The sequence below is a fragment of the Aurantimonas sp. A2-1-M11 genome (assembly GCF_036549475.1).
Lineage (GTDB): Bacteria > Pseudomonadota > Alphaproteobacteria > Rhizobiales > Rhizobiaceae > Aurantimonas.
The window spans coordinates 1-20312 of the sequence record NZ_JAZHLI010000044.1; the positions used below are offsets into that span (position 1 = coordinate 1).

Genomic DNA, 20312 nt, shown 5'->3' on the forward strand with positions numbered 1-20312 from the left:
GACGAAAAATATCCCTCGAATTATCCAGCTTACGGCGCTTTGTTGAACCCCAAGTTGGATATCAAGAGGCATGAGCGGGCCGGCGACAAGACCTGCTGCGAGACCTGCGGCGGCTCCGCCCCGTGCACCGAAAAGGAAACCTGCGGCAAGAATGGGTATATAGAAAAAGTGCACGTAGGGCTGCTTCGTGCCACCGGTGAGCCAAACCAAAGCGGCAGATGCCATAATCAACACGAGTATTGCCGCTACGGCCTTCCACGATGAACGAGAAGTGCTGTCCGCGGCAAGCCGGGTGGAAGACAGCCATCCGAGCACCCAAAGGCGTAAACGAGCAACAACGCTAGAACTGCAGATCATGATCAGCGAGCTTTCGGTTCGAATTGGTTATCGCCCGATGTCTGATGCGGGTGCAGCATCATCTTGGCTATCGGATCGGGGCTCGGCAACAGCGGGTCGTTGTAACAAGCTTTTCCGCTCAGATGACCTTGCGGAAATAAATTGGAGGAGGCGAAGCCCTCCAACGAGAATTGGGGCCGAGAGGAAGACGAGCGCAGCAATGTAAGGGCGCCCCACCGATGTATTGTCCTCCTCCTGTGCGGGAAGTGTGCGGCAAGCGCTCGGTGAGCTTTTCGTGCAACGCGGGGGCTGTTCGGCTGCAGTTATCTGAGAGACGTTCAAAGAGAAGCCAACAGCGTCGCCGACCGAAGTTTGGACGATCTCGTGGCGAGCGGGCGCTGTGAAAAAGGCATCGCCCTGCGGAACGCTGACAGGGACAATCAAGCGCTCTTTTGCGTCGTCGCAACTTAGACGGGAGGCTCCGCTATCGGCTAAAGCACGCGCCGTTTCTTTGCTTTTCTCGCCCTCAACGCGGACCAAAGCCAGTGCACAGCTTCCTTCCTCGGATAGCGCGACGACAAGCAGAAAAGGTGCACCGGTTTCTACGCTTATGACTTCGAGGATAGCGGCAATGGCCGTGAGGCCGCGATATCGCCATTGTACTAGCGGCCGCCACAATTTAGGCCGAATACCATTCGGCAGCCATCCGCTCAGTCCTTGCACGTCGATTCGTCGAACATCCATTGAGCGACCAAATGAGATTGAGGGTGACTGCTCTTCTTCAGTGAACAGAACATGCCAGCCGTCCGGTCCTTGGCACCGAAGTTCGTACGGCGTTCCGCCAGCCTGCGACGTTGCGCAGGGTGGGCCCGAAAACGCTCGCTTCTCTTCCGCTGAAGCCGCACGAAGTTCGAATGGAGACAGCCAAATGGAGAGTGCCGCGGCAAGGGTCGGCAACCGAAATGCTGGGACCCAACAGCGTAGAGAGGCGCAGGTTTTGGATGGAAAACACATTCACATTCAACGTCTTGGAGCAAGCACTGAAGCCATTGTTATCTCAGGGGCTATAATAGAGCCTTACTAGTTTTTCGAGCCTTGGCGACAAAGCGCTCATACCGAGGGGGGACTCCCCGCCGTTTAGCAGGTGGGTTTCTGGCTTGGTTGCGGGCAGCATGCGCATGCATGCAACGGCGAGGAGGCGATCTGCGACGGAGCGAGGGTCGCAACTGTGGCTTTCGCGCCGGTCGCCCATTTGCGAAGTTTCGCGGGGAATAAACTTTTTTTTCTTCTCAGTCTCGCATCATGCTGGATCGCGACCTGTGTTGCCCTCTATGGCATCTATGATGCGGACGACTGCTTCTGTCGTCGACCGCCGCGATGCCTCCGACATCGCTTCCAAGCGGCGTACCAAACCCAAGCTCTCCGACGAAATTTGGCCTACGGGATCACTGCTGCTTTCGCCCCCGAGGAGCCGGCCGACCACCGCTTCCATGGTCTTCTTGAGGACAGGGACGGTGATCGGTTTGGCCAGGAAGTCGTTGACGCCGAACTGGGCTGCGCGCTGAACGAGTTCGCGGTCGCCCTGGCCCGTCAGGATGATGAAGGGCGTCTTCTTCGTCGGAGCATACGATCGCACGGCCTTCAGCAGCTGGATTCCGTCCAGCTTGGGCATGTTGATGTCCGAAATGATGATGTGACAGGGTGCCTTCATCATCGTTTGAAGTGCCTCTTCACCATTGACGGCGAAGACGATCTGCTTGATGCCCAGTTGTTCCAGAGCGTCGTGTATCAGCATCCGGCTGCTGCGGTGATTGTCGACGATGAGAACTCTGATCCGGTCTGCGATGCCCATGTGGTCTATCCTTGTGGGATCCCTATTAAAGGGGAATTTTATGAAGGGTTTCTTTCATCCGAATGACCTTTTCGGTTACAGAACATATGGTTGGCTAAACATCATGTAAGAGGGGCAAAACCCCGGGCGGGGATTTGATTTTTTGCTATGCGGTGCTGGCTGGTTCTGATTCAGTCTGGGGATGACAAACCCGCCGACCATTGAATCGCTTACGGCGGCAGAGCTCAGAACGCTGGTAATCGAGCTTTTGGGGCGTGTGGACGATCTGACCCGTATTGTTCTTCAACAGCGCGAAGAGATCGCACGGTTAAAGGGCCTGAAGGGTCGGCCTGACATCAAGCCGCCGTCTGGCCCAAGCGGGATGGAGAAGGCGAGCCGGCCAGCGTCCTCGAAGACGGGCAAGCGGCCGGGCGGGGGTCCGAAGACGGCGCGTCGCACGATCCATGAAGACTGCGTAATCGAGGCGGCGGTGCCCGAAGGGTCGCGTTTCAAGGGCTACGAAGATTTCGTCGTGCAGGATCTGGTAGTGCGGCCGCATGTAACGCGCTATCGGCGCGAGCGCTGGGTGACGTTGGACGGGCGCCAGGTGCTGGCGCCCTTGCCGGTGGGCGTCGGCGGCGGTCATTTCGGCCCCGCCTTGCTCCGCTTCGTGCTGGCGCAATATCATGAGTGCCAGGTTACGATGCCGCGCCTTTTGGTACAGTTGCGCTCGATTGGCATCGACATCTCCAAGCGGCAATTGGTGCGCCTTCTCATCGGGGGCCAGGACAAGTTTGTGGAGGAGGCGCGCGATGTTCTGCGGACCGGCCTCACCACGGCGCCCTGGATCAGCGTCGATGATACGGGAGCACGCCACCGGGGACGCAACGGCGTGTGCACGCAGATCGGCAACGCGCTCTTCACCGCCTTCAGGACTACACAGTCCAAGAGCCGATTGAACTTTCTCGATTGTCTGCGGGCCGGCCATACCGACTATGTGATCAACGCCGAAGCCCTCGCTTATATGGCCGGGCGATCGTTGTCGGGGCCCGTCATCGCGCAACTGGCCGGCCATACGCTTCAGCGCTTCGACGACGAAGCGGCATGGATGACGCATCTGGCGAGCCTGGGGATCGCCGACCTTGCAGTGACGCCCAATCCCGTCGCCATCGCCACGCAGGGAGCCCTTTGGGGCGCCATCAAGGATCATGGCTTTCTGGCCGAGACCGTGGTTCTCAGCGACGATGCCGGTCAGTTCAATGTCGGCCACCATGCACTGTGCTGGATCCACGCGGAACGGCTCGTCCATAAACTGGAGGCCTTCACCGAGAAGGACCGCCGAACCAGGGACACTGTCCGCGCGCTGATCTGGTGGTACTATCGTGATCTCATCGCCTATCGGAGCGCACCGACGCCGCGCCGCAAGGCTGAGTTGAAGGCGCGCTTCGATCGGATCTTCAAGCGCCGGACCGGCTTCGCCACGCTCGACCGCCTCCTGAAACGGCTTCTGGCGACCAAGGACGAATTGCTTGTCGTGCTCGATCGCCCCGACATCCCGCTCCACACCAACGGATCGGAAAACGACATCCGATGCTTCGTGACAAAGCGCAAGATCAGCGGGGGAACCCGAAGCGATAGCGGACGCGACTGCCGCGATGCGTTCCTGAGCCTGCTCAAAACCTGTAACAAACTCGGCATCGGGTTCTGGGACTATCTTGGCGAAAGGCTCGCCGTACCCGATCACATCGTCGTCGTCCCGCTCCCCGACATCATCCGGGCCAAAAGCGCTCCAGCCTGACCGCCCGGGGTTTTGCCCCTGTTACAACATCATCCCGTTAGCAGGCTGCTGGAAAAGCCGCTGGCCGAAGGGCTTTGAGCGTCTTTCACCGTCTTCGAAGGGATTCGGCGAACCGTCACGACCTGCTGGCCGGGGCATGCCTGACATTCTCCGACGGTCATGCCGAGCCGTGGCGGCGCTGCGTATCATCGTGCCCCTGTCCGACCGCCCGCGCCCGTTGAGAGATTGACCGAGCAAAATCGAGATGACAGGAAAGTCAAAGCTAGCAGCGACAAGGTTCAACCCGCCGATCACGATCGCCAGCATGTTGTTGAAGTCGTGGGCGATGCCTCCGGTGAGCTGACCCACAGCCTCCATCTTCTGCATCTGCCGGATCTGGTCTTCGGCCTTGAGACGCTCCTGGACGGCGTCGCTGATCCGCTGCTCCAATGTCTGATTGAGCTCGCGCAGTTCAGTACTCGCCTGTTCCGCGGCGTTACGCGCCTCGAGTAGCTCGCGCTCGTACCGTCGGCGGTCGGAGGCATTGAAGATGGTCATGCGGATGAACCGCACTCCGCCGGACTCGTCGCGCCGCTCGACTGCATTGACGAGGACAGGCAAGGTGGTGCCATCCGCACGAACGAGGTCGCGTGCCACCTCGTTGAAGAAGCCTTGCATCCTCAACAGCGGGGCGAAGTGCGTCTCATAATAAATCTTGCCCGCAATGTTCAGGAGATCCTGGAACCGTCACCCGGCCAGTTGGTCGCGCTCATTCCCCAGCCACACTCGTCGGGCTCGAGACCAGCGGCGGAGATCCAGGGGGAATCGGCGTCGGAGACGTCCAGGACGTAGACCTCGGCGGCGAGAGGGTTGGTCGTGTAGGCGCATTCCAGGATGCCCTCGATATCATCGAGGCCGGGCCTTCGACGAAGAACAAGCAGGGTTTGCCTCACAAACAATGCGGCGGAGCGAGCGCTCAGGGGCCTGGCCCTGGGCCGCCGCTCATGGACCTTCGCCGGCTCCGATCGCGGCGCGGACCGCTGCGCCTTCATGCTGACGCTGATCATGACGGCCAAGTTGAACGATATCGACCCGCAGGCCTGGCTCGCCGACGTCCTCGCCCGCATCGCTGAAACCCCGCAGAACCGGCTTGGAGAACTGCTGCCCTGGAACCGGTCCGCCGAAAGCATGCCACAACAGGCGGCGGCCTGAGCTATGGCCGCAATCTCCCATGTTCATACGATCCAACGGGCCGCCGAAATCCTCGGCCGAAACGAAGAGCTCTTATGGGAGCTATCCGACCAGCTCGAACCCGAAGAGGGCGTCATATGGATCATCGATACCGATGATCGCCAAACGCTCGCCTTCACCGAGGCCGGTATCGACGCGCTTCGTGACATCATCGCCGATCAGATCAAAGGCGCAGCAAAGACTACGTGAAATCGAGCCTGCGGCCTACAGCGTATGCGTACGATAGGCCCGTGTGCGCGAATGTTAGTGTCTCGCGCATTATCCGGGCTTTCCGAACGATGCTCTTCAGCGCAATGCGTCGTTTTCGCACCAAGACTTGCTTGCTGCGTCGGACCTGGTCTCCGTCGTTGCCGGAAATTCCTTCTGTGGATTTTCGTACCTCGCCAGAGGTCAACGAGAACCTCTTCCACCCAGACTGGCAGCGCTGGTCCGCAGGATAGATCCAGCAGAACGCGATAGTCGTGCCCGGGACCTTCCGCTTCCCGTAATGTTCCGGTGAAACTGTACCGGAGGCCCTCGAAGGCGAGTGGCATCGGCGCCGGGTCGCAAAGCGGCAGCGTTGTCGCCTTCAAGACCCCGCCGAGCTCGAAGTCTCGGCTGCAAAAGCGGTTGAGGGTGTCGAGCAGCTCGACCTTCTCGTCCTCGTCGCCGCTGCCGACGCTGAGGATTTCATTCACGCGGCGGTAGAGGGTCCGAACCAACGGCTGGTCCGTGATCGCCACGTTCCCGGCCTGCCACTTCTGCAAAAACTCGACTTCGGCCCGGTTGATATGGCCGTCGGCCGCCACGCCGCGGGGGAGACCGATCTGCTCTTCGATCTGTCGGCACTGATCCGCTCTCCGTCGATGCGGTTGTTCAAATCCATATGTCCACCTCATGTTCGGCCGCTTCGTGCCCGTGCGTGTCAGGCTCGCGATCGCAGTCGTCACGGACTCCGGCGCATGCGGCGAGCATAATTGCCGGGCATTGACCATGCAGTTGATGTCAGCGAGACGATGCACGCCAACGATGACGGCGGACGCTCCTGCGCTGACCAGCTCCATTGCGGCGCGGCCGACACGGGCATGGGTGTCCCGTTGGTGCAGGACCCGACGCTAATTGAACTCTGTGAACAGCGATCGGATTTCCGCTTTCGACGCTTTGGCTCTAAGAAGGAGCTCGAGCAGGCCGGCGGCCTTAAATTTATGGAGCCAACCGGCCGATATGACGCCTTTATCCCGTAGATCGGTTTCCGAACCAGCGTAAGCATAAGTGTCGAGCAAAAGGGAACCATTTCCGGTTCGGCTGGTGATTACCACTGGGAGGCGCTCAGCGATAAAGGCAACGGAGGGAACAAGCCTCTCGGGAAGATGGCCGCCGCCCATCGCATCAAGAACAAGTCCGCGGTAATGGCCCTCATCACGACCGTCAGCGACCGCTTCTAAGAGCCATCCGGTGTCGCCGACGGATGTCGAAACCAGTGCGACAGGAACCGGCCCTTCGAGTAATGGTCCCTTCAGCAGCCTACCTGCAGCCAAAATAGGTTGTCTGTTCGGAAGCGAATAGATCAGCGTTCGTCCTTCGATCACGGCCCCCACGGGCCCGGAAGCAGGGCTGGAGAAGGCATCTAACCGGTGACTATTTGCCTTCAGAACCGTACTGGCAGCGTGAATCGTGTCGTTGATCACGACGAGCACTCCAAGGTGCAGCGCCGACTGTTGTGCGGCTATTGACGAAGCGACGCGAACGGCCGCAAGGATGTTGCCGGGGCCATCCGGTGAAGCAAGTCGGGGATTGCGCATTGCTCCGGTCACAATCACCGGAATATTGAGATCGGTCAGCAGCAGGTCGAGCAGGAAAGAAGTCTCTTCGATCGTATCCGTGCCCTGAGTAACGACGATACCGTCCCACCTGCCGGCTGCAGCATCTCCACGAATTCGCTGGGACAGATCTACGACTGCGCCGATAGTAATGTTCGGGCTGGCAACGATCGAGAATGTTTCGGCATCAACCGTCGCGACTTGATCCAGACCATCGACAGCGGCGATCAGGGCTTCTCCCGTTAGGCCGGGAACGGCTCCCTGAGGCCCAGGAACCATGGCAATGGTGCCGCCGAGCGCATAAACCTTAATCTGTTTCCCGCCGGCACTTGAATACATACTTTTCTCGCTTCGTCCGACTTCGGATCATTGATTGGAAATGTCAGGCGAGCACGTCGGACCAGGCGAGGCTGGGCCAAGGCCCGACTAATTGCCGCTGGTTTTCCGGCGCTTTCTGTGGCCACCGGCCAATCCCATGGAGCGACTACTGCTGCCGGCCGCCCCAGCCTTCACTATCGTTCCACCTATCAAAAGCCGAAGCTTCGCGGCAGTGTCGTCGCGATTGAAGGGACCGCCAGGATAATCAGTCCGGAAATCAACAAGGGAAGAATGAACCATATCAGATACCGATTCGCTTCCATTGGTTTCGCATTGATCATCCTGGCTGCCGTGTAGATACCGACCGCCAATGGCGGGGTCATCGAACCGACAATTAGGTTCACAATCAGCACGACACCGTAGACGAGTGGGTCCAAGCCAAGGGACATTGCCACCGGCAGGAAAATGGGCGTCGTGATGATAATGATTGCCATAGTCTCCATGAAAATCCCGAGAACTAGAAAGAACGCCTGAATCATCAGTATCGACAGGATCGGCGAATCCGTGACGCTTTGCATCCAGGACGCGACAGCTGTCGGCACCTGATTAATCGTGATTACCCATGCGAGCGCCGAAGACGTGGCTATTATCACGAGGATGACCGAACTGGTCAGAACGGTTTTGACTAGAACGTCAGCGAGCTTGGGTAGCGTCGCTTCTCTGTAGAGAATCGTGCTCAGGAAGAGCGCGTAAGCGGCTCCGACTGCTGCCGCCTCCGTCGCTGTGAATAGGCCACCGAGGATGCCGCCAAGAATGATGATCGGCAGAAGGAGAGGAGGCGCCGCCACAAGAAAGGAAGCACCGACCTCTTTCCAGACGATTTTGTCGACGGCCCCGTATCCCATCCTTTTGGCGAGCAGGATCGAGGTGACGGCGAGCAATACGGCTGCGAGTATACCCGGCACGATGCTCGCTAGGAACAGCGCTCCTATCGAAACACCGCCAATCAACCCGAATATTATCAGCGGGACGCTGGGCGGGATGAGGATGCCGAGACCGCCGGAGGCGGCCATGACCGCCGTTGCATAGCCTTTGGAATAGCCCGTCCGAACCATTTCCGGGCCCATTACGCTTCCGACCGCAGCAATTGTCGCGACTCCGGAGCCGGATACTGCACCGAAAAAGGCCGAGGCACCGACGTTGGCAACCGCGAGACCTCCGGGGAGGGCACGAAGAAAGGAGTTGGCAAAGCGCATCAATCGAGGCGTGCTGCCGAGTTCCATCAGGTAGCCGACCAGGATGAACAGCGGCAAAGCCAACATTGGAAAGGAGTTAACCCCAGCGATGGACCTCTGAATGAGGATATCGGCCCCGAAGCGGCCGTCGTAAACGAGGTAAGAGAGGACTGCCATCGCGATGGCGAATGCCACGGGTACTGAGATAATAAGGAAAAGGACGAGGGTCGATCCCAGAAGCACGATCGGCATGAGCTAGCTCCTCCGTGCATCGAGGGCAGAATGCTCTGCCTGGTCGTCGTGAACGGTCAGAAAAATCAGTGTCTGAACAAGGATGATGGCGAACGCGATCGGGACGCAAAGATAGGCGAGTCCGGTAGCCACGCCGAGGGAGATCGAGGTTCTCGCCATCGAGGCGGATGCGTATCCCCATCCTGCGTAGATCGCCCAGCCGGAGAATCCGAGCATCAGGACATCGACCGCTGTCAGCAACGTCCGTCTGATGCGAACTCCCACGATGTCGAGCATGAAGTCGATCGAAATGTGACTACGTCGCCCCCACGCGAGCGCGCTGCCCAAAAACGTCAAGTAGACGAGGAGAAACCGGCAGAGTTCTTCGACCCAAAAGAGGGGCGTGTCCCATACGTATCGAAGAGCCACCTGACCGGCGAGCAGGCAGGCGAAAAGCACAATGATCGCAGAACAGACGACACAGAGGATCTTGTCCAGGACCGGAGCGATCCCTCCAACGAACTTCATGACTTCCTCCCCTTGGAAAACGCAAAAAGCCCCGCATCCTTCGCTTGGATGCGGGGCTCTCCGTCACTCCGTGCCGCTGTCGCGGATCTGTCGGGCCAATTCCATGAGGTCCGGACCGATTTTGGACTCCCACCCAGACCAGACTTTTTCCGTAGCCGAGCGGAATGCTTCCTTATCGACTTCGTTGACCTGCATTCCGTTCGCTTTCAAGTCTTCGAGCAGTGCTTCGTCGCCTTCGGCAATCATCTGCCGTTCGCGGGTCTTTGCATTGTCGAATGCCTGCTGAATGGCCGTCTGCGTCTCAGCATCCAGGCCGTCCCACCAAGCCTTCGGGACGACCACCGGAGCGGCGTTCCAGATATGGCCGGACAGGCTGAGATAGTCCTGAACATTCGCGAAACTTGCCTTCTCGATCAGTGCGAGCGGATTTTCCTGACCGTCTACGACACCCTGCTGCAGGGCGGCGTAGAGTTCGGTGAAAGGCATGGCAACGGCACTCGCGTCCAACGCGGCGAACATATCGAGCCGAATCGGCGACTCCGCCGTTCGGAAGCGCAGTCCCTCCAAGTCGCTCGGCTCCGTGAGAGGACGCTTGCTGTTGGTAAAATGCCGAAAGCCGTTTTCCCAGTAGGTGAGAACCTTGAAGCCTTGCTCCTCTGCCTCCTCTGCAATGAGGTCGCCGAATTCGCCATCGACCGCGTCATAGGCAGCCTGCCTCGATGGAAAAAGGAACGGAAGCTCCTCGACCCCGAATACCGGCGAATATGCCTGCAGGATTGAGATGCCCTGAACCACCTGTCCCTCAAGGACACCTGACCGCATCTGGTCGATGGTCTCCATCTCGCCGCCGAGCACGCCGTCGTTGAAGACCTGGACGTCGAGGTCGAGGTTCTCGCGAGCGTTGAGTTCGTCCGCAACCTCCTGAAGGACGATTCCGCTGGGATGGTCGGCAGGCGCGACGTTGGCGATCTTCATGGTGACGGCCGAAGCCCCTCCCGCCATGAGAGCAAGTGCGATCGCGGCAATGCCGGTAGATTTAACCATTGTACGCATCATGTCGTTTCTCTCCCTTTTGGTGATTGCTTCAGTCGCCTCGGACGGTGTTCACAAGGCTCTTCATTCCTGAGGCTAGGAAGAAGCGGTCGCTGCTGATGACGATGACATTCACCCCGTGGCCAACCCAACGATCGAAGTCATCCCTGACTCCCTTCGGGTCACTTTCGAAGGATGCGGCCATTACACCGACTCCCTTCGACACGGCGCGTCGAGCAAGATCCTCCAGACGACCTTGGACGTCGGGATGTCCATATTCGCCTTCGTACCCAAGAGCTTGGGCAAGATCGAATGGTCCCAGTGTGACAAAGTTGATGCCGGGCACGCTGACGATATCGTCGAAATTCTCGACGCCTTCAGGTGTCTCGATCAGGGCCGAAACAAAGACATTCTCACGCGTCCACCCCAGATAGCCCCTCCAGTCGTCGACCCCGTGTCCCGTTCCGCGGGTACAGGGGCAAGCTCCGCGTTTACCTTTGGGACCGTAGCTCGCAGCCTCGACGATCGATCTGGCCTGATCGGCAGTCGAAACATTTGGAACAAGCACTCCCATCGCACCCGCATCGAGCACCTTGAAAATGTTCGTGCTGGTGTGATCGGGGACGCGGACGACTGGCACGCCACCGTTGGCCTCGACGGCGCGGATCATTTCCACAGCGCCTTCGATGCCGAAGGAGCCGTGCTCCATATCGATGATGATGAAGTCGAAGCCCGCCCGGGTCGCCAATTCGCAAAATTCCGGGCTTTTCATCTGAGCCCAAGTGCCGATCACAGGCTGGCCCTGGAGCTTACGTTTCAGCACGACATTGTCACCGCGCATGTTGGTTTCCTCCCCGCGCATCAGTGGTGCGCATGTCCTTGAATTGACATTTCAGTGACATTGCAGTTTATCGGTGGGGGCTGTCAAGGGAGCGCGATACCGTGACTTTCACGAACGGGCGGATGCGATGGATACGGCGACCCAATCAGAACGGAAGACGAAGCTGGCGAGGGATGAAGCGTACGCGAAGGTCAAGGCCACCCTGTTCCAAGACGACGATCCGGATCGGGTCTATTCGGAACGAACCTTATCGAAGCGCTTAGGACTCGGCCTTGCGTCGGTCCGTTCGGCAATCGGCCGTCTGCAAATAGAGGGGATGATCGTAGTACTGCCTCACGCGGGCTTTCTCCTCAAGCCCATGACGATGCGGTCCATTTCGGATTTTTATGAGGTTCGCGGGATCGTGGAGTCCCACGTCGTGGCTGCTCTGACGGGGCGGTTAGATGCTCAGAGGATCGCATCGCTAGAAGAGATACTTGACGAGCAGTCGATCTGCGCGGCAGCAGGCGACGGGAAGGCTTTTCATCGCTTGGACATGCAGTTTCATGCGACGATGGCCAAACTGCACGGCAACGATGAGATCGTCCGGATTCTTGAACGCCTGGAAGACCGGATGCATAGGTTATCGGTAGGGCTGCATGGAAGACATCCAGAGAGGCTGCAACCCCTTGTCGATCAGCATAAAGAGATACTGAAGGAGATTGCCACCGGCGATGCGGAGATATCGGCTCGCAAGCTACGTGATCACATCGGATGGGGCCATTCGATGCTGTTGAGCAACGACAGCAAACGCCAGATCATCCCTTAAATATTTTGCGCAATTTTAGTGCAGTGAAGCAGATAAATTGCAGGTTTCGGAGCGGGGTCATAATAAAAATTGGCGATGTTTTCTTCTGCGATAGATACCGATCGACGGCGTCGCCGCTGACCTAACTGGAATCAAGTCCGCTTATGCAATCAACTCTGCAGGCATGTGGGTATTCTCCCGGCTGGTTCCTCAACCCAATGCGCAGCCCTCTCAGATGCGCTGCATCGCTCTCGATTATTGTGTTCCTGCCTTACGATGTCACCGCCATGGTTACGGTCGCACCAAGCGGCCGCGGTCCCCGATCTAGGCGTGTCGCCCCGATGCCTGCAATCCGCGGAGAGCCCTATGAACGATGATCTCGCCGGCATTCTCGTCGTCTCTGTCGAGCAGGCCGTCGCCGCTCCCTACGTGTCGGGACGGTTGGCCGATGCGGGCGCGCGGGTCCTGAAGATCGAGCGGCCGGAGGGCGATTTCGCCCGCGGCTACGACAGCCTCGTCCACGGCGAGAGCGCCTATTTCGTCTGGCTGAACCGCGGCAAGGAATCGGTCCGGATGGATCTGAAGGACCCGGCCGACCGCGAGCGCCTGGCGGTGCTGATCGGCGAGGCCGACGTGTTCATCCAGAACCTGGCGCCCGGCGTCATTGCGCGGCTGGGCTTCGACATGGCGGAATTGCGGAAGCGCTTTCCCCGGCTGATCACCTGCGCGATTTCCGGCTACGGCGACGACGGGCCCTTCGCGCATCTGAAGGCCTACGACCTGCTGGTCCAGGCCGAGACGGGCCTGTCCTCGGTGACCGGCAATGCCGAGGGACCCGCCCGCGTCGGCGTCTCGGTCTGCGACATCGCGGCCGGCATGACGGCGCTGTCGTCGATCATGCAGGCGCTGTTCGTGCGCGAGCGCACCGGCCAGGGCCGGCATATCTCGCTGTCGCTGTTCCACGCGCTGTCGGACTGGATGAACGTGCCGTATCTGCAATATGTCTATGGCGGCAAGACACCGCCGCGCAACGGGCTCAGCCATCCGACCATCGCGCCCTACGGGGCGTTCGACTGCGCCGACGGGCGCGCGATCCTGTTCTCGATCCAGAACGAGCGCGAATGGGGCAATCTGTGCGCGAAAGCGCTCGATTTGCCCGATCTCGCGACCGACGAACGCTTTTCCTCCAACAATGCGCGAGTTGCAAACCGGCCGGCGCTGGAGGCGATCATCCAGGACGTCTTCTCGCGCTACGCCCGCGACGCCATGGCCGAGCGGCTGGAGGCGGCGAAGATCGCCTATGGCCGGCTGTCGACCATGGAGGATGTCCGGCACCACGCCCAGAACCGCACGGTGACGGTGGAGACCCCCACCGGCCCGGTGACGATGCTGGCGCCGGGCTTCGTGGTCGATGGCAAGCTGCCGCAATTCGGCCGGGTGCCGGCGCTCGGCGAGGACACCGAGCGGGTCCTAGCCGAATTCGGCCTCGCCGGACATTCCTACGGCAGATTTTAGTCAGTTCAGTACCGACCTTGATCCGCCGATCGGTTGATCGAGTGGTCATGTCCGCCGCAATCAAAACTTTGACGAGGATCCTTCTAGAATGGTCGAAGGCTCCATTCAGCCCTCGGGTATCTGAGCCCTATGCAGTTCGAGGATCAACATGCCCGCCAGACGGTCAAAGAAATCGCCTGAGTCCGTCCGACCCAAGGGGACCACTCCAGATCGGCGTTCAAAATTGCCCGCCGGATGACATGGTTGGGTTGTGGAAAGGGTCCGATAACATCGGCTTATCGGACCCTCCAAACTCGCCGACTTACTCGGTACCAAGAAAGCGAACGATAATGAAATTTCGTTCGTTTCTGGAACCGACCCGTCGAAACCGTGTCCCATCCTCCAAGGAAAGTGGGGAAGGGCCCCGCGATCTGATGGAACACTCGCCGTTCCACTGAATATGGCTAGCAGCAGTGCCCCTCACCGGCGACATTTCAATTTGCCGGAGGCATCAGTTGGCTAAGTCTCCCGGGGGATACCATACATGATGCCGCCCGATGCGCATTTGCTCGCAGGGCTGGTCGATCCTGTACCACTCCGTCCTCGCTGACCGCCGCCTTTTCGATTTCCCGAGACGGCAAAACATGGATTATCGAACCGTGTGCGCATGCCTCGTCGCCCCGGCACCTTCGCCTGCACCCTGGCGCTGACATTCTGGCTGCCCCGCGCTGCGCATTTGATCGGCAACCGAACGACTAGGCAAATGGCGTCCTCGCGATCCCCACCGAAGAAAGAATGTGGGCTTTCATGATCGCCTCCGCCCAATGGGCATCTCCCCGGGAAAGAGCCGCGACGATTTCCCGGTGGTCGCTGCAGCTTCGCCGAATCTGCTCCGGCGAGAACTTACGGTAGGTCCGCATGATCAGCGCGAGATCGATCATTGGAGTCGCGACGCTTAGCAGGTGCTCGTTTCCCGACATCTCGAGAAGGCGGACGTGAAACTCGGTATTTGCCTTCGAGAAGGCCTTGAGGAAATCGGTTTCCGGGATGCCGAGCAGCCCTTCCATGTAGGTGCACATATTCTCAAGGCTGCGAATGTCGGCAGGAGTTCCTCTTCTCGCAGCAAGAGAACAGCCGTAGCTCTCGAGGACGGCACGGGTGCCGAACAGCCCTGCAACTTTGTCACCGTTCCATGATGCAACGGTCGCGCTGGAGCGAGCCTTGGTGATGGCAAACCCCTCGGCAGCCAGTCGCCGGATGGCCTCACGTACCGGCGTTCGGCTGAGCCCCGACAGCCGTGCTAATTCTTCCTCCGCGAGTCGAGAGCCCTCGGGGAAGCGGTTGGTAATAATACCATTCCGAATAAATTGGTAGGCTTCATCCGCAGCGCCCCAGTGACCTCTTTCCGTCATAAATCAAATTCCTGTATACAAATATTTGCTTTTCAGCGATTTTTCTGTCTTTATACCACGCGATTGTATCCCTAACCCGAGTTTATCCGTGATGACTAGTCTCAAGAACATTCTCGCCGAGCCCAGCTGCGTTGTCGCGCCGGGAATATACGACATGATCTCGACCCACCTCGCGATCGCCGCCAAGGCCAGAATACTCTACATGACCGGATACGGGACCGTGGCCTCGCATCTGGGCATCCCGGACGCGGGGCTGGCGTCGTTCCGGGACATGATCGACCGCGTCACCGTGATGGGCCGCGCCGCGAGGGAGGCAGGCATTCCGCTCGTCGCCGATGGCGACACCGGGTATGGTGGTCTCCTTAACGTGGACATGACAGTCAAGGAGTATGAGCGGGCCGGTGCGTCGGCTATCCAACTCGAAGATCAGGTATTTCCCAAAAAGTGCGGCCACACGCCCAACCGGCCGGTCGTTCCGAAGCAGGAGATGGCCGACAAGATCCGGGTCGCTGTCGAGGCGCGCCGGAGCGACGACTTCCTCATCATCGCCCGGACGGACGCGCGTTCCGAGCAGGGGCTCGACGAAGCGATGGACCGCATGGCCGCCTATGACGACGCGGGTGCGGACATCCTGTTCGTCGAATCGCCGGAGAGCGAAGACGAACTGCGCCTGATCGGCGAGCGGTTCCCGCACAAGCCGCTGGTCGCGAACATGGTCGAGGGGGGGCGAACCCCGGTTCTCGATGCCACACGCCTCGGCGAACTCGGCTTCAGCCTCGCCATCTTCCCGGCCATCGGCTTTCTGTCCACGGCAAAGGCGCTGGAGCGCGCCTATAGCGACCTCGTCGCCACGGGTGCGTCGTCCGGCAAGGACGATCTCTACAGCTTCGAACAGTTCAACCGGATGATCGGATTTGAGCGGGTTTGGGAATTCGACAAACGGCACGCCCGCGCTTGAGGAGGCAGAGCGGGCTGACGCAAATTTCAATGGGAGGAATGACAATGACAATGACGAAGATTGTGGCCCTGGCGACCGGACTTGGCTTGGTGTTTGCCGGATGCGTTTCCGCGCAGACCGTGACTCTCGCGTCCACAGTGCCGGACAACGGTGTTAACAAGGTTGTAGTTGAAGCGTTGAAGGAGGAGCTGTCGAATGCTGCTCCCGACATGACGCTCGATATCTTCCTGGACGGGACGCTGGGCGGCGAGAACGAATTGATCGACCTCGTGCGCATCGGAGAGACCCAGCTCCACATGGGCGTCATACACGCGTCAGAGTATTTCCCCGAGCTCGACGCGACGCTCGTTCCCTACCTTCTGCCAGACTACGAGAGCGTCAAGCGGTTCCTAGAAGGGCCGATTGGCGAAAAGATGAAAACCGCCCTGGAGGAAAAGGGTAACGCCAAATTTCTCGGCACTTATTACCAGGGTGCGCGCTGGGCGACATCTAACAAGGCGTTCACAACGCTGCCTGAGTTGAACGGGATCAAAATCCGGATGCCGGAAATCCCATTGTGGATCGACATCTGGTCGGGCATGGGGGCCGTGACGACTCCGATGCCATCGCCGGAGGTCTTCTCTGCTCTCCAGACGGGCGTCATCGACGCTCAGGAGAACATGCTCAGCAATATCTATGGGCGAAAGATCTACGAGGTCCAGGATTACCTCATCGCGACGAGGCACCAGCAGAGCTACGTCACCGTGATGGCCAATCTCGATTTCTGGAATGATCTTGATGAGCCGCAGCAGCAGGCGCTGCAGACGGCAGTCGACGCGGCCACGAAAGCCGGAAGCGATGCGGCGGTGGACGAAAACGAGCGGATCATCGGGCTAATCGAGGACGCTGGCGTCGAGGTGGTGGAGCCAAAACCGGAGTTCAGGGAGAAGGCGCTGCCTATCATCAGGACGGCGGCCGATAAGGTTCTGGCCCCGGGCGTTTACGAAGCTGCGATCGAGGCCGTCGACGGAACGAGCGCCGCGTCGGGAACCAGTTCGACTAGCGGTAAAGGGGACGCGGCGGACGCTGCGAAATGAATACGGTCACGACCGTGGTGACGAGGGCGGCTGATGCCCTCGTCACCTTCTGCTTCGCTGGCTTCTTTCTCGCGGTTCTCGCTCAGATCGCCTATCGATACCTCGGCATAAACCTTGTTTTCAGCGAAGAACTGGCGCGGCTGCTAAACCTCTATGTCGTGTTTCTCGGTCTCGTTATAGTAACGGTCCGCCACGGACACATTCGGATCGACTTGCTGGATCGCCTTTTGGGGCGGAACCGCCTAACCGACATCCTCTACCGGTTCCAGTTACTCGCGGCCTTCGTTTTCCTGTGCGCAATGACCTTGGGCGCCTACAGGCTTATGGTCGCAAACTGGCCCTATCCGCTGGCCACGATGCCCTGGGTAAGCCAGGGTACAATCTATCTGGCGCCGTTCATCGGCGGTGCAGCGGCAACTGTCATCACGGCGGTCAACTTTTTGACCCCGGGCCGATCCGACCTCAACTACAATTCTGACTCCATGGAGGCCTGATCCATGTTTCCGGGCTTTCTCTCCATGGTCGCGCTGATCGTTCTTCTTGTTCTGGGCGTCGGTGCCGGATTCGCTCTCGGGCTCGCCGGCCTTGGCTATTTCGCGGTGACACGGGGCATTCTCGAGATACCATACTCTATCGTCACGCAGCGGCTCGTCGCTGGCGTCGATTCCTTTCCTCTCCTCGCGATCCCATTGTTCATCTTCGTCGGCCATCTGATGAATGATTCCGGCTCGACCACGCGGCTCTTCAACTTTGCCAACGCACTGGTGGGGCACGTCAAGGGCGGGCTCGCGCAGGTCAACATCGTCGCCAGCATGCTTTTTGCAGGCATGTCTGGCTCGGGGGTCGCGGATGCTGCAGGCCTCGGCGCCATGGAAGTACGCGCAATGCGCGAAGCGGGCTATGACGACAAGACTACCATCGGCGTGACTGTCGGCAGCTCGCTTATCGGCCCGATCATCCCGCCAAGCATTCCTGCCATCCTCTATGCTGTGCTTGCGGGCGTCAGTGCCAGCGACATGCTCCTTGCCGGTCTCGTCCCCGGCGTCTTGATGGCGCTGGCCCTCATGGTGCTCGCCGCAATTTTCGCACGGACCCGCGGGCTTCCTTCCGGACAATTTCCCGGTATCAGAGCCCTTGGGAAAGCATTTCTGGGTGCATTCGCGCCGCTCCTCACGCCGGTCATCCTGCTTTCGGGCATATTCGCGGGGGTCTTCACTGCGACTGAAGCGGCGGCGGTGGCCGGGCTGTGGGCATTTCTCGTCGCTACAATTTTCTACCGCAGCCTTGGATTTCAGGCGGTGATCGGCGTTCTCAGGAGGACGGCGTATGATACCGCAGTCATCTTCTTCATCCTGGGCTGCTCGTCGCTTTTCGCCTGGATCCTGACGCGGGCTCGCGTTCCCGACACGCTGGCGGCTTGGCTTTCCGGTGTGACGCAAAGCCCGACGCTGATGATGGTTATGATGATCGTCTTCCTGCTGTTCATCGGCTGCTTCATGGCCGTGTCAGTCGCGATCAACGTTCTGACGCCGATCCTTGTACCGATCGCCGTTGCATTTGGCTTCGACCCGGTTCATTTCGGCGTGGTTTTCATCATGATCCTCGTCATCGGCGAGGCGACGCCACCGTTCGGCATGGTTCTTTTCGTTATGACGAAGGTTGCTGGGGTAAGCTACGAGAACGTCGCCACAGCATCGCTTCCCTGGCTGGGCGCCATCCTACTCGTTGTCCTTCTGGTCGCGGCGCTACCTCCGCTTGCACTGTGGCTACCAGCTCTTCTCGGGTAGGAGCCGCCCAATGCTGTGGAGACAGCAATGCTGTTAACGGAAAGTTTTGCTTTGAGAACAGATCCCTCCGATTCAAGGCCAGCACGACGGGCAATTGTAACGGGAGCAAGCAAGGGCATCGGCAGGGCCATAGCCGCCGATCTAGCAAATCGCGGGTACCTGGTGATTGCTGCGGCGCGGAGCGCCGACCTACTCGACACCTTGGCGCGAGATCGCGACGGAGCGGAGGGCGGCGTCGTCATCCATCCCTGCGATTTGCGAGAAATGGATGCGGCACAGGCTTGCGTGGACGCCGCCCTGGCCACGTTCGGCGGGCTGGATCTCATCGTCCATTCGGCCGGAGCTACTAAGCGCGGCGACTTCTTCTCCCTCACGCCCGAAGATTTCGTCGACGGGTTCGCGCTGAAGTTCCACGCAGCGGTCAATATGGCGCGAGCGGCTTGGCCGCATCTGAGGGCGAGCGGGCACGGCCATATCATCAACGTCATCGGAGTGGGCGGGTGGACCCCTTCTGCCGATTTCACCATCGGCGGGCCGGTCAACAGCGCACTGATGAACTTCACGAAAGCAATGGCGGACCGGGGACTGGGGGAAGGAGTGCGGGTCAATGGCATCAACCCTGGTCCCATCGAAACCGACCGACTTCGAGCCCGCTTTGCCGTCGCCCAGGCAGAGAGCGGCCTGTCCGAAGCCGCGATCCGCGAGCAAATGTTGGTCCATGAGAGAGTGACACGGTTCGGGCGTCCCAACGAAATCGCGACTCTGGTCGCTTTCCTCGATTCCGCCGACGGCGCCTATTTCCACGGCGCGCTAATTGATCTCGATGGAGGTGCCAGAAAAGGTATTTAAGCCCGCTCCACTGTTTGGGTGCGCAAACCGAATTCTATCGAGTCCGTCGCCGTTTTGCATCGGCGGGAATGACCGAGGTTTCGGTTCCCCTGAACACGCTTGCTGCAGCGAGTATGTGGGCGCGCATGACGCCCTCCGCCCATTGTCCGTCGCGCATTTTGAGAGCTTCCACAAGGGACCTGTGATCCGCCAAGCTGCGGGAGACGTCGCCCTCGCTGAACGCGCCGTAGGAGCGGACGAGAAAGCCGACGTCCATCAGATTTAGGGCCAATCCCGTTAGGCGTCTGTTGCCGGCTATACGCAAAATCTCGGCGTGGTACGCCTTGTTGAATTCGGACATCGCGGGGAGGGCGTCAGACTGGGAGCGCTGTGTGCGCTCCATGGCGTCGCATATGCTGGAGAGCCGCTCGACATCGTCATCGCTCGCGTTCTGAGCGGCGAGCCTGGCTCCCATGCTCTCCAGATTCGCCCGAACCTCAAAAATTTCTCGAACGTCGCGGCGCGACCAACCCTTTACGAGTGCACCGGCATGCGGCGTAAATTCGACGAAGCCATCGCTGGCGAGTTTCTGCAAGGCCTCTCGGACCGGCGTCCGGCTGACATTCATCTGTTCGGCGAGCGCCCCCTCGGTCAAGCGCTCCGAAACAGCGTAGGCACCGGCGATAATGCCTTTCCGGATCTCCAGATAAACTCGGTCGGCTGCTGTCGATTTCGTTCTGTCGCGTCTGCCTGTCATATCGCTATCCAACTCTATTGTATGCAATTTCCTC

Annotated in this window: 20 protein-coding genes and 2 pseudogenes; 11 read left to right on the forward strand and 11 right to left on the reverse strand. The window is 59.5% G+C overall.

What is annotated here, in order from left to right; all coding sequences use genetic code 11:
• Nucleotides 1–264 (forward strand): hypothetical protein (locus VQ042_RS17460; RefSeq protein WP_331821600.1); only part of this gene is annotated, 264 nt, incomplete at its 5' end.
• Nucleotides 265–1804: 1540 nt separating this feature from the next.
• On the opposite strand, the pseudogene VQ042_RS17465 reads toward VQ042_RS17460, so the two are convergent.
• Nucleotides 1805–2188, reverse strand: a pseudogene (locus VQ042_RS17465) (response regulator); the annotation flags it as partial.
• A 256-nt stretch (nucleotides 2189–2444) separates the two neighbouring features.
• Here VQ042_RS17465 and VQ042_RS17470 point away from each other — a divergent pair.
• Nucleotides 2445–3965 carry an IS66 family transposase gene (locus VQ042_RS17470; protein WP_331821602.1) on the forward strand — a complete coding sequence of 507 codons (1521 nt, stop codon included), beginning with the start codon at nucleotides 2445–2447 and terminating at the stop codon, nucleotides 3963–3965.
• A 21-nt stretch (nucleotides 3966–3986) separates the two neighbouring features.
• Here VQ042_RS17470 and VQ042_RS26030 read toward each other — a convergent pair whose 3' ends face one another.
• Both VQ042_RS26030 and VQ042_RS17480 read right to left on the reverse strand, forming a co-directional pair.
• A complete protein-coding gene (locus VQ042_RS26030; protein WP_442880114.1) occupies nucleotides 3987–4622 on the reverse strand; it encodes a hypothetical protein in 636 nt (211 codons plus the stop codon).
• Between the two features lie 50 nt (nucleotides 4623–4672).
• On the reverse strand, nucleotides 4673–4897 hold the full coding sequence (locus tag VQ042_RS17480; RefSeq protein ID WP_331821634.1) for a hypothetical protein: 225 nt from the start codon (nucleotides 4895–4897) through the stop codon (nucleotides 4673–4675).
• Between VQ042_RS17480 and VQ042_RS17485 the strand changes: the two are divergent.
• Nucleotides 4884–5156, forward strand: a pseudogene (locus tag VQ042_RS17485) (transposase domain-containing protein); the annotation flags it as partial. The gene VQ042_RS17480 and the pseudogene VQ042_RS17485 sit on opposite strands and share 14 nt — an antisense overlap.
• Nucleotides 5157–5159: 3 nt before the next feature.
• Nucleotides 5160–5384, forward strand: coding sequence for a hypothetical protein (locus tag VQ042_RS17490; protein WP_331821603.1), 225 nt, complete (start codon nucleotides 5160–5162; stop codon nucleotides 5382–5384).
• Here VQ042_RS17490 and VQ042_RS17495 read toward each other — a convergent pair.
• From VQ042_RS17495 to VQ042_RS17520, 6 genes are all read right to left on the reverse strand, one after another.
• On the reverse strand, nucleotides 5354–6238 hold the full coding sequence (locus tag VQ042_RS17495; RefSeq protein ID WP_331821604.1) for a hypothetical protein: 885 nt from the start codon (nucleotides 6236–6238) through the stop codon (nucleotides 5354–5356). The two genes, VQ042_RS17490 and VQ042_RS17495, sit on opposite strands and share 31 nt — an antisense overlap.
• Before the next feature lie 51 nt (nucleotides 6239–6289).
• Complete coding sequence (locus VQ042_RS17500) at nucleotides 6290–7333, reverse strand: asparaginase (RefSeq protein ID WP_331821605.1); 1044 nt, start codon at nucleotides 7331–7333, stop codon at nucleotides 6290–6292.
• A gap of 188 nt (nucleotides 7334–7521) precedes the next feature.
• Nucleotides 7522–8799, reverse strand: coding sequence for a TRAP transporter large permease (locus VQ042_RS17505; RefSeq protein ID WP_331821606.1), 1278 nt, complete (start codon nucleotides 8797–8799; stop codon nucleotides 7522–7524).
• A 3-nt stretch (nucleotides 8800–8802) separates the two neighbouring features.
• Complete coding sequence (locus VQ042_RS17510; RefSeq protein WP_331821607.1) at nucleotides 8803–9306, reverse strand: TRAP transporter small permease; 504 nt, start codon at nucleotides 9304–9306, stop codon at nucleotides 8803–8805.
• 63 nt (nucleotides 9307–9369) lie between these two features.
• A complete protein-coding gene (gene dctP / locus VQ042_RS17515) occupies nucleotides 9370–10362 on the reverse strand; it encodes a TRAP transporter substrate-binding protein DctP (RefSeq protein ID WP_331821608.1) in 993 nt (330 codons plus the stop codon).
• A 28-nt stretch (nucleotides 10363–10390) separates the two neighbouring features.
• Nucleotides 10391–11179 carry an HpcH/HpaI aldolase family protein gene (locus tag VQ042_RS17520; protein ID WP_331821609.1) on the reverse strand — a complete coding sequence of 263 codons (789 nt, stop codon included), beginning with the start codon at nucleotides 11177–11179 and terminating at the stop codon, nucleotides 10391–10393.
• A 127-nt stretch (nucleotides 11180–11306) separates the two neighbouring features.
• Here VQ042_RS17520 and VQ042_RS17525 point away from each other — a divergent pair, with 127 nt between their 5' ends.
• Both VQ042_RS17525 and VQ042_RS17530 read left to right on the forward strand, forming a co-directional pair.
• Nucleotides 11307–11987 (forward strand): GntR family transcriptional regulator, encoded by a 681-nt coding sequence (locus VQ042_RS17525; RefSeq protein ID WP_331821610.1) that lies wholly within the window; start codon nucleotides 11307–11309, stop codon nucleotides 11985–11987.
• Between the two features lie 345 nt (nucleotides 11988–12332).
• Nucleotides 12333–13481, forward strand: a complete 1149-nt coding sequence (locus VQ042_RS17530) for a CaiB/BaiF CoA transferase family protein (RefSeq protein ID WP_331821611.1) — start codon at nucleotides 12333–12335, stop codon at nucleotides 13479–13481.
• Nucleotides 13482–14215: 734 nt separating this feature from the next.
• On the opposite strand, the gene VQ042_RS17535 is transcribed toward VQ042_RS17530, so the two are convergent.
• Nucleotides 14216–14872: a GntR family transcriptional regulator gene (locus tag VQ042_RS17535; RefSeq protein ID WP_331821612.1), complete on the reverse strand. Its 657-nt coding sequence runs from the start codon at nucleotides 14870–14872 to the stop codon at nucleotides 14216–14218.
• Nucleotides 14873–14963: 91 nt separating this feature from the next.
• Here VQ042_RS17535 and VQ042_RS17540 point away from each other — a divergent pair, with 91 nt between their 5' ends.
• From VQ042_RS17540 to VQ042_RS17560, 5 genes are read left to right on the forward strand one after another with little or no spacing between them, the layout of a single operon-like run.
• Entirely contained in the window at nucleotides 14964–15830 is an 867-nt protein-coding gene (locus tag VQ042_RS17540) for an isocitrate lyase/PEP mutase family protein (protein WP_331821633.1), read from the forward strand.
• 44 nt (nucleotides 15831–15874) lie between these two features.
• A complete protein-coding gene (locus VQ042_RS17545; protein WP_331821613.1) occupies nucleotides 15875–16906 on the forward strand; it encodes a TRAP transporter substrate-binding protein in 1032 nt (343 codons plus the stop codon).
• The gene (locus tag VQ042_RS17550) at nucleotides 16903–17400 is read left to right on the forward strand and encodes a TRAP transporter small permease (RefSeq protein WP_331821614.1); all 498 of its coding nucleotides are present in this window, start codon (nucleotides 16903–16905) and stop codon (nucleotides 17398–17400) included. The genes VQ042_RS17545 and VQ042_RS17550 overlap by 4 nt, the downstream gene beginning before the upstream one ends.
• Before the next feature lie 3 nt (nucleotides 17401–17403).
• Nucleotides 17404–18693: a TRAP transporter large permease gene (locus tag VQ042_RS17555; RefSeq protein WP_331821615.1), complete on the forward strand. Its 1290-nt coding sequence runs from the start codon at nucleotides 17404–17406 to the stop codon at nucleotides 18691–18693.
• Nucleotides 18694–18720: 27 nt separating this feature from the next.
• Entirely contained in the window at nucleotides 18721–19542 is an 822-nt protein-coding gene (locus VQ042_RS17560) for an SDR family oxidoreductase (protein WP_331821616.1), read from the forward strand.
• Nucleotides 19543–19576: 34 nt separating this feature from the next.
• Here VQ042_RS17560 and VQ042_RS17565 read toward each other — a convergent pair whose 3' ends face one another.
• Nucleotides 19577–20278, reverse strand: a complete 702-nt coding sequence (locus tag VQ042_RS17565; RefSeq protein ID WP_331821617.1) for a GntR family transcriptional regulator — start codon at nucleotides 20276–20278, stop codon at nucleotides 19577–19579.
• Between the last annotated feature and the right edge of the window lie 34 nt (nucleotides 20279–20312).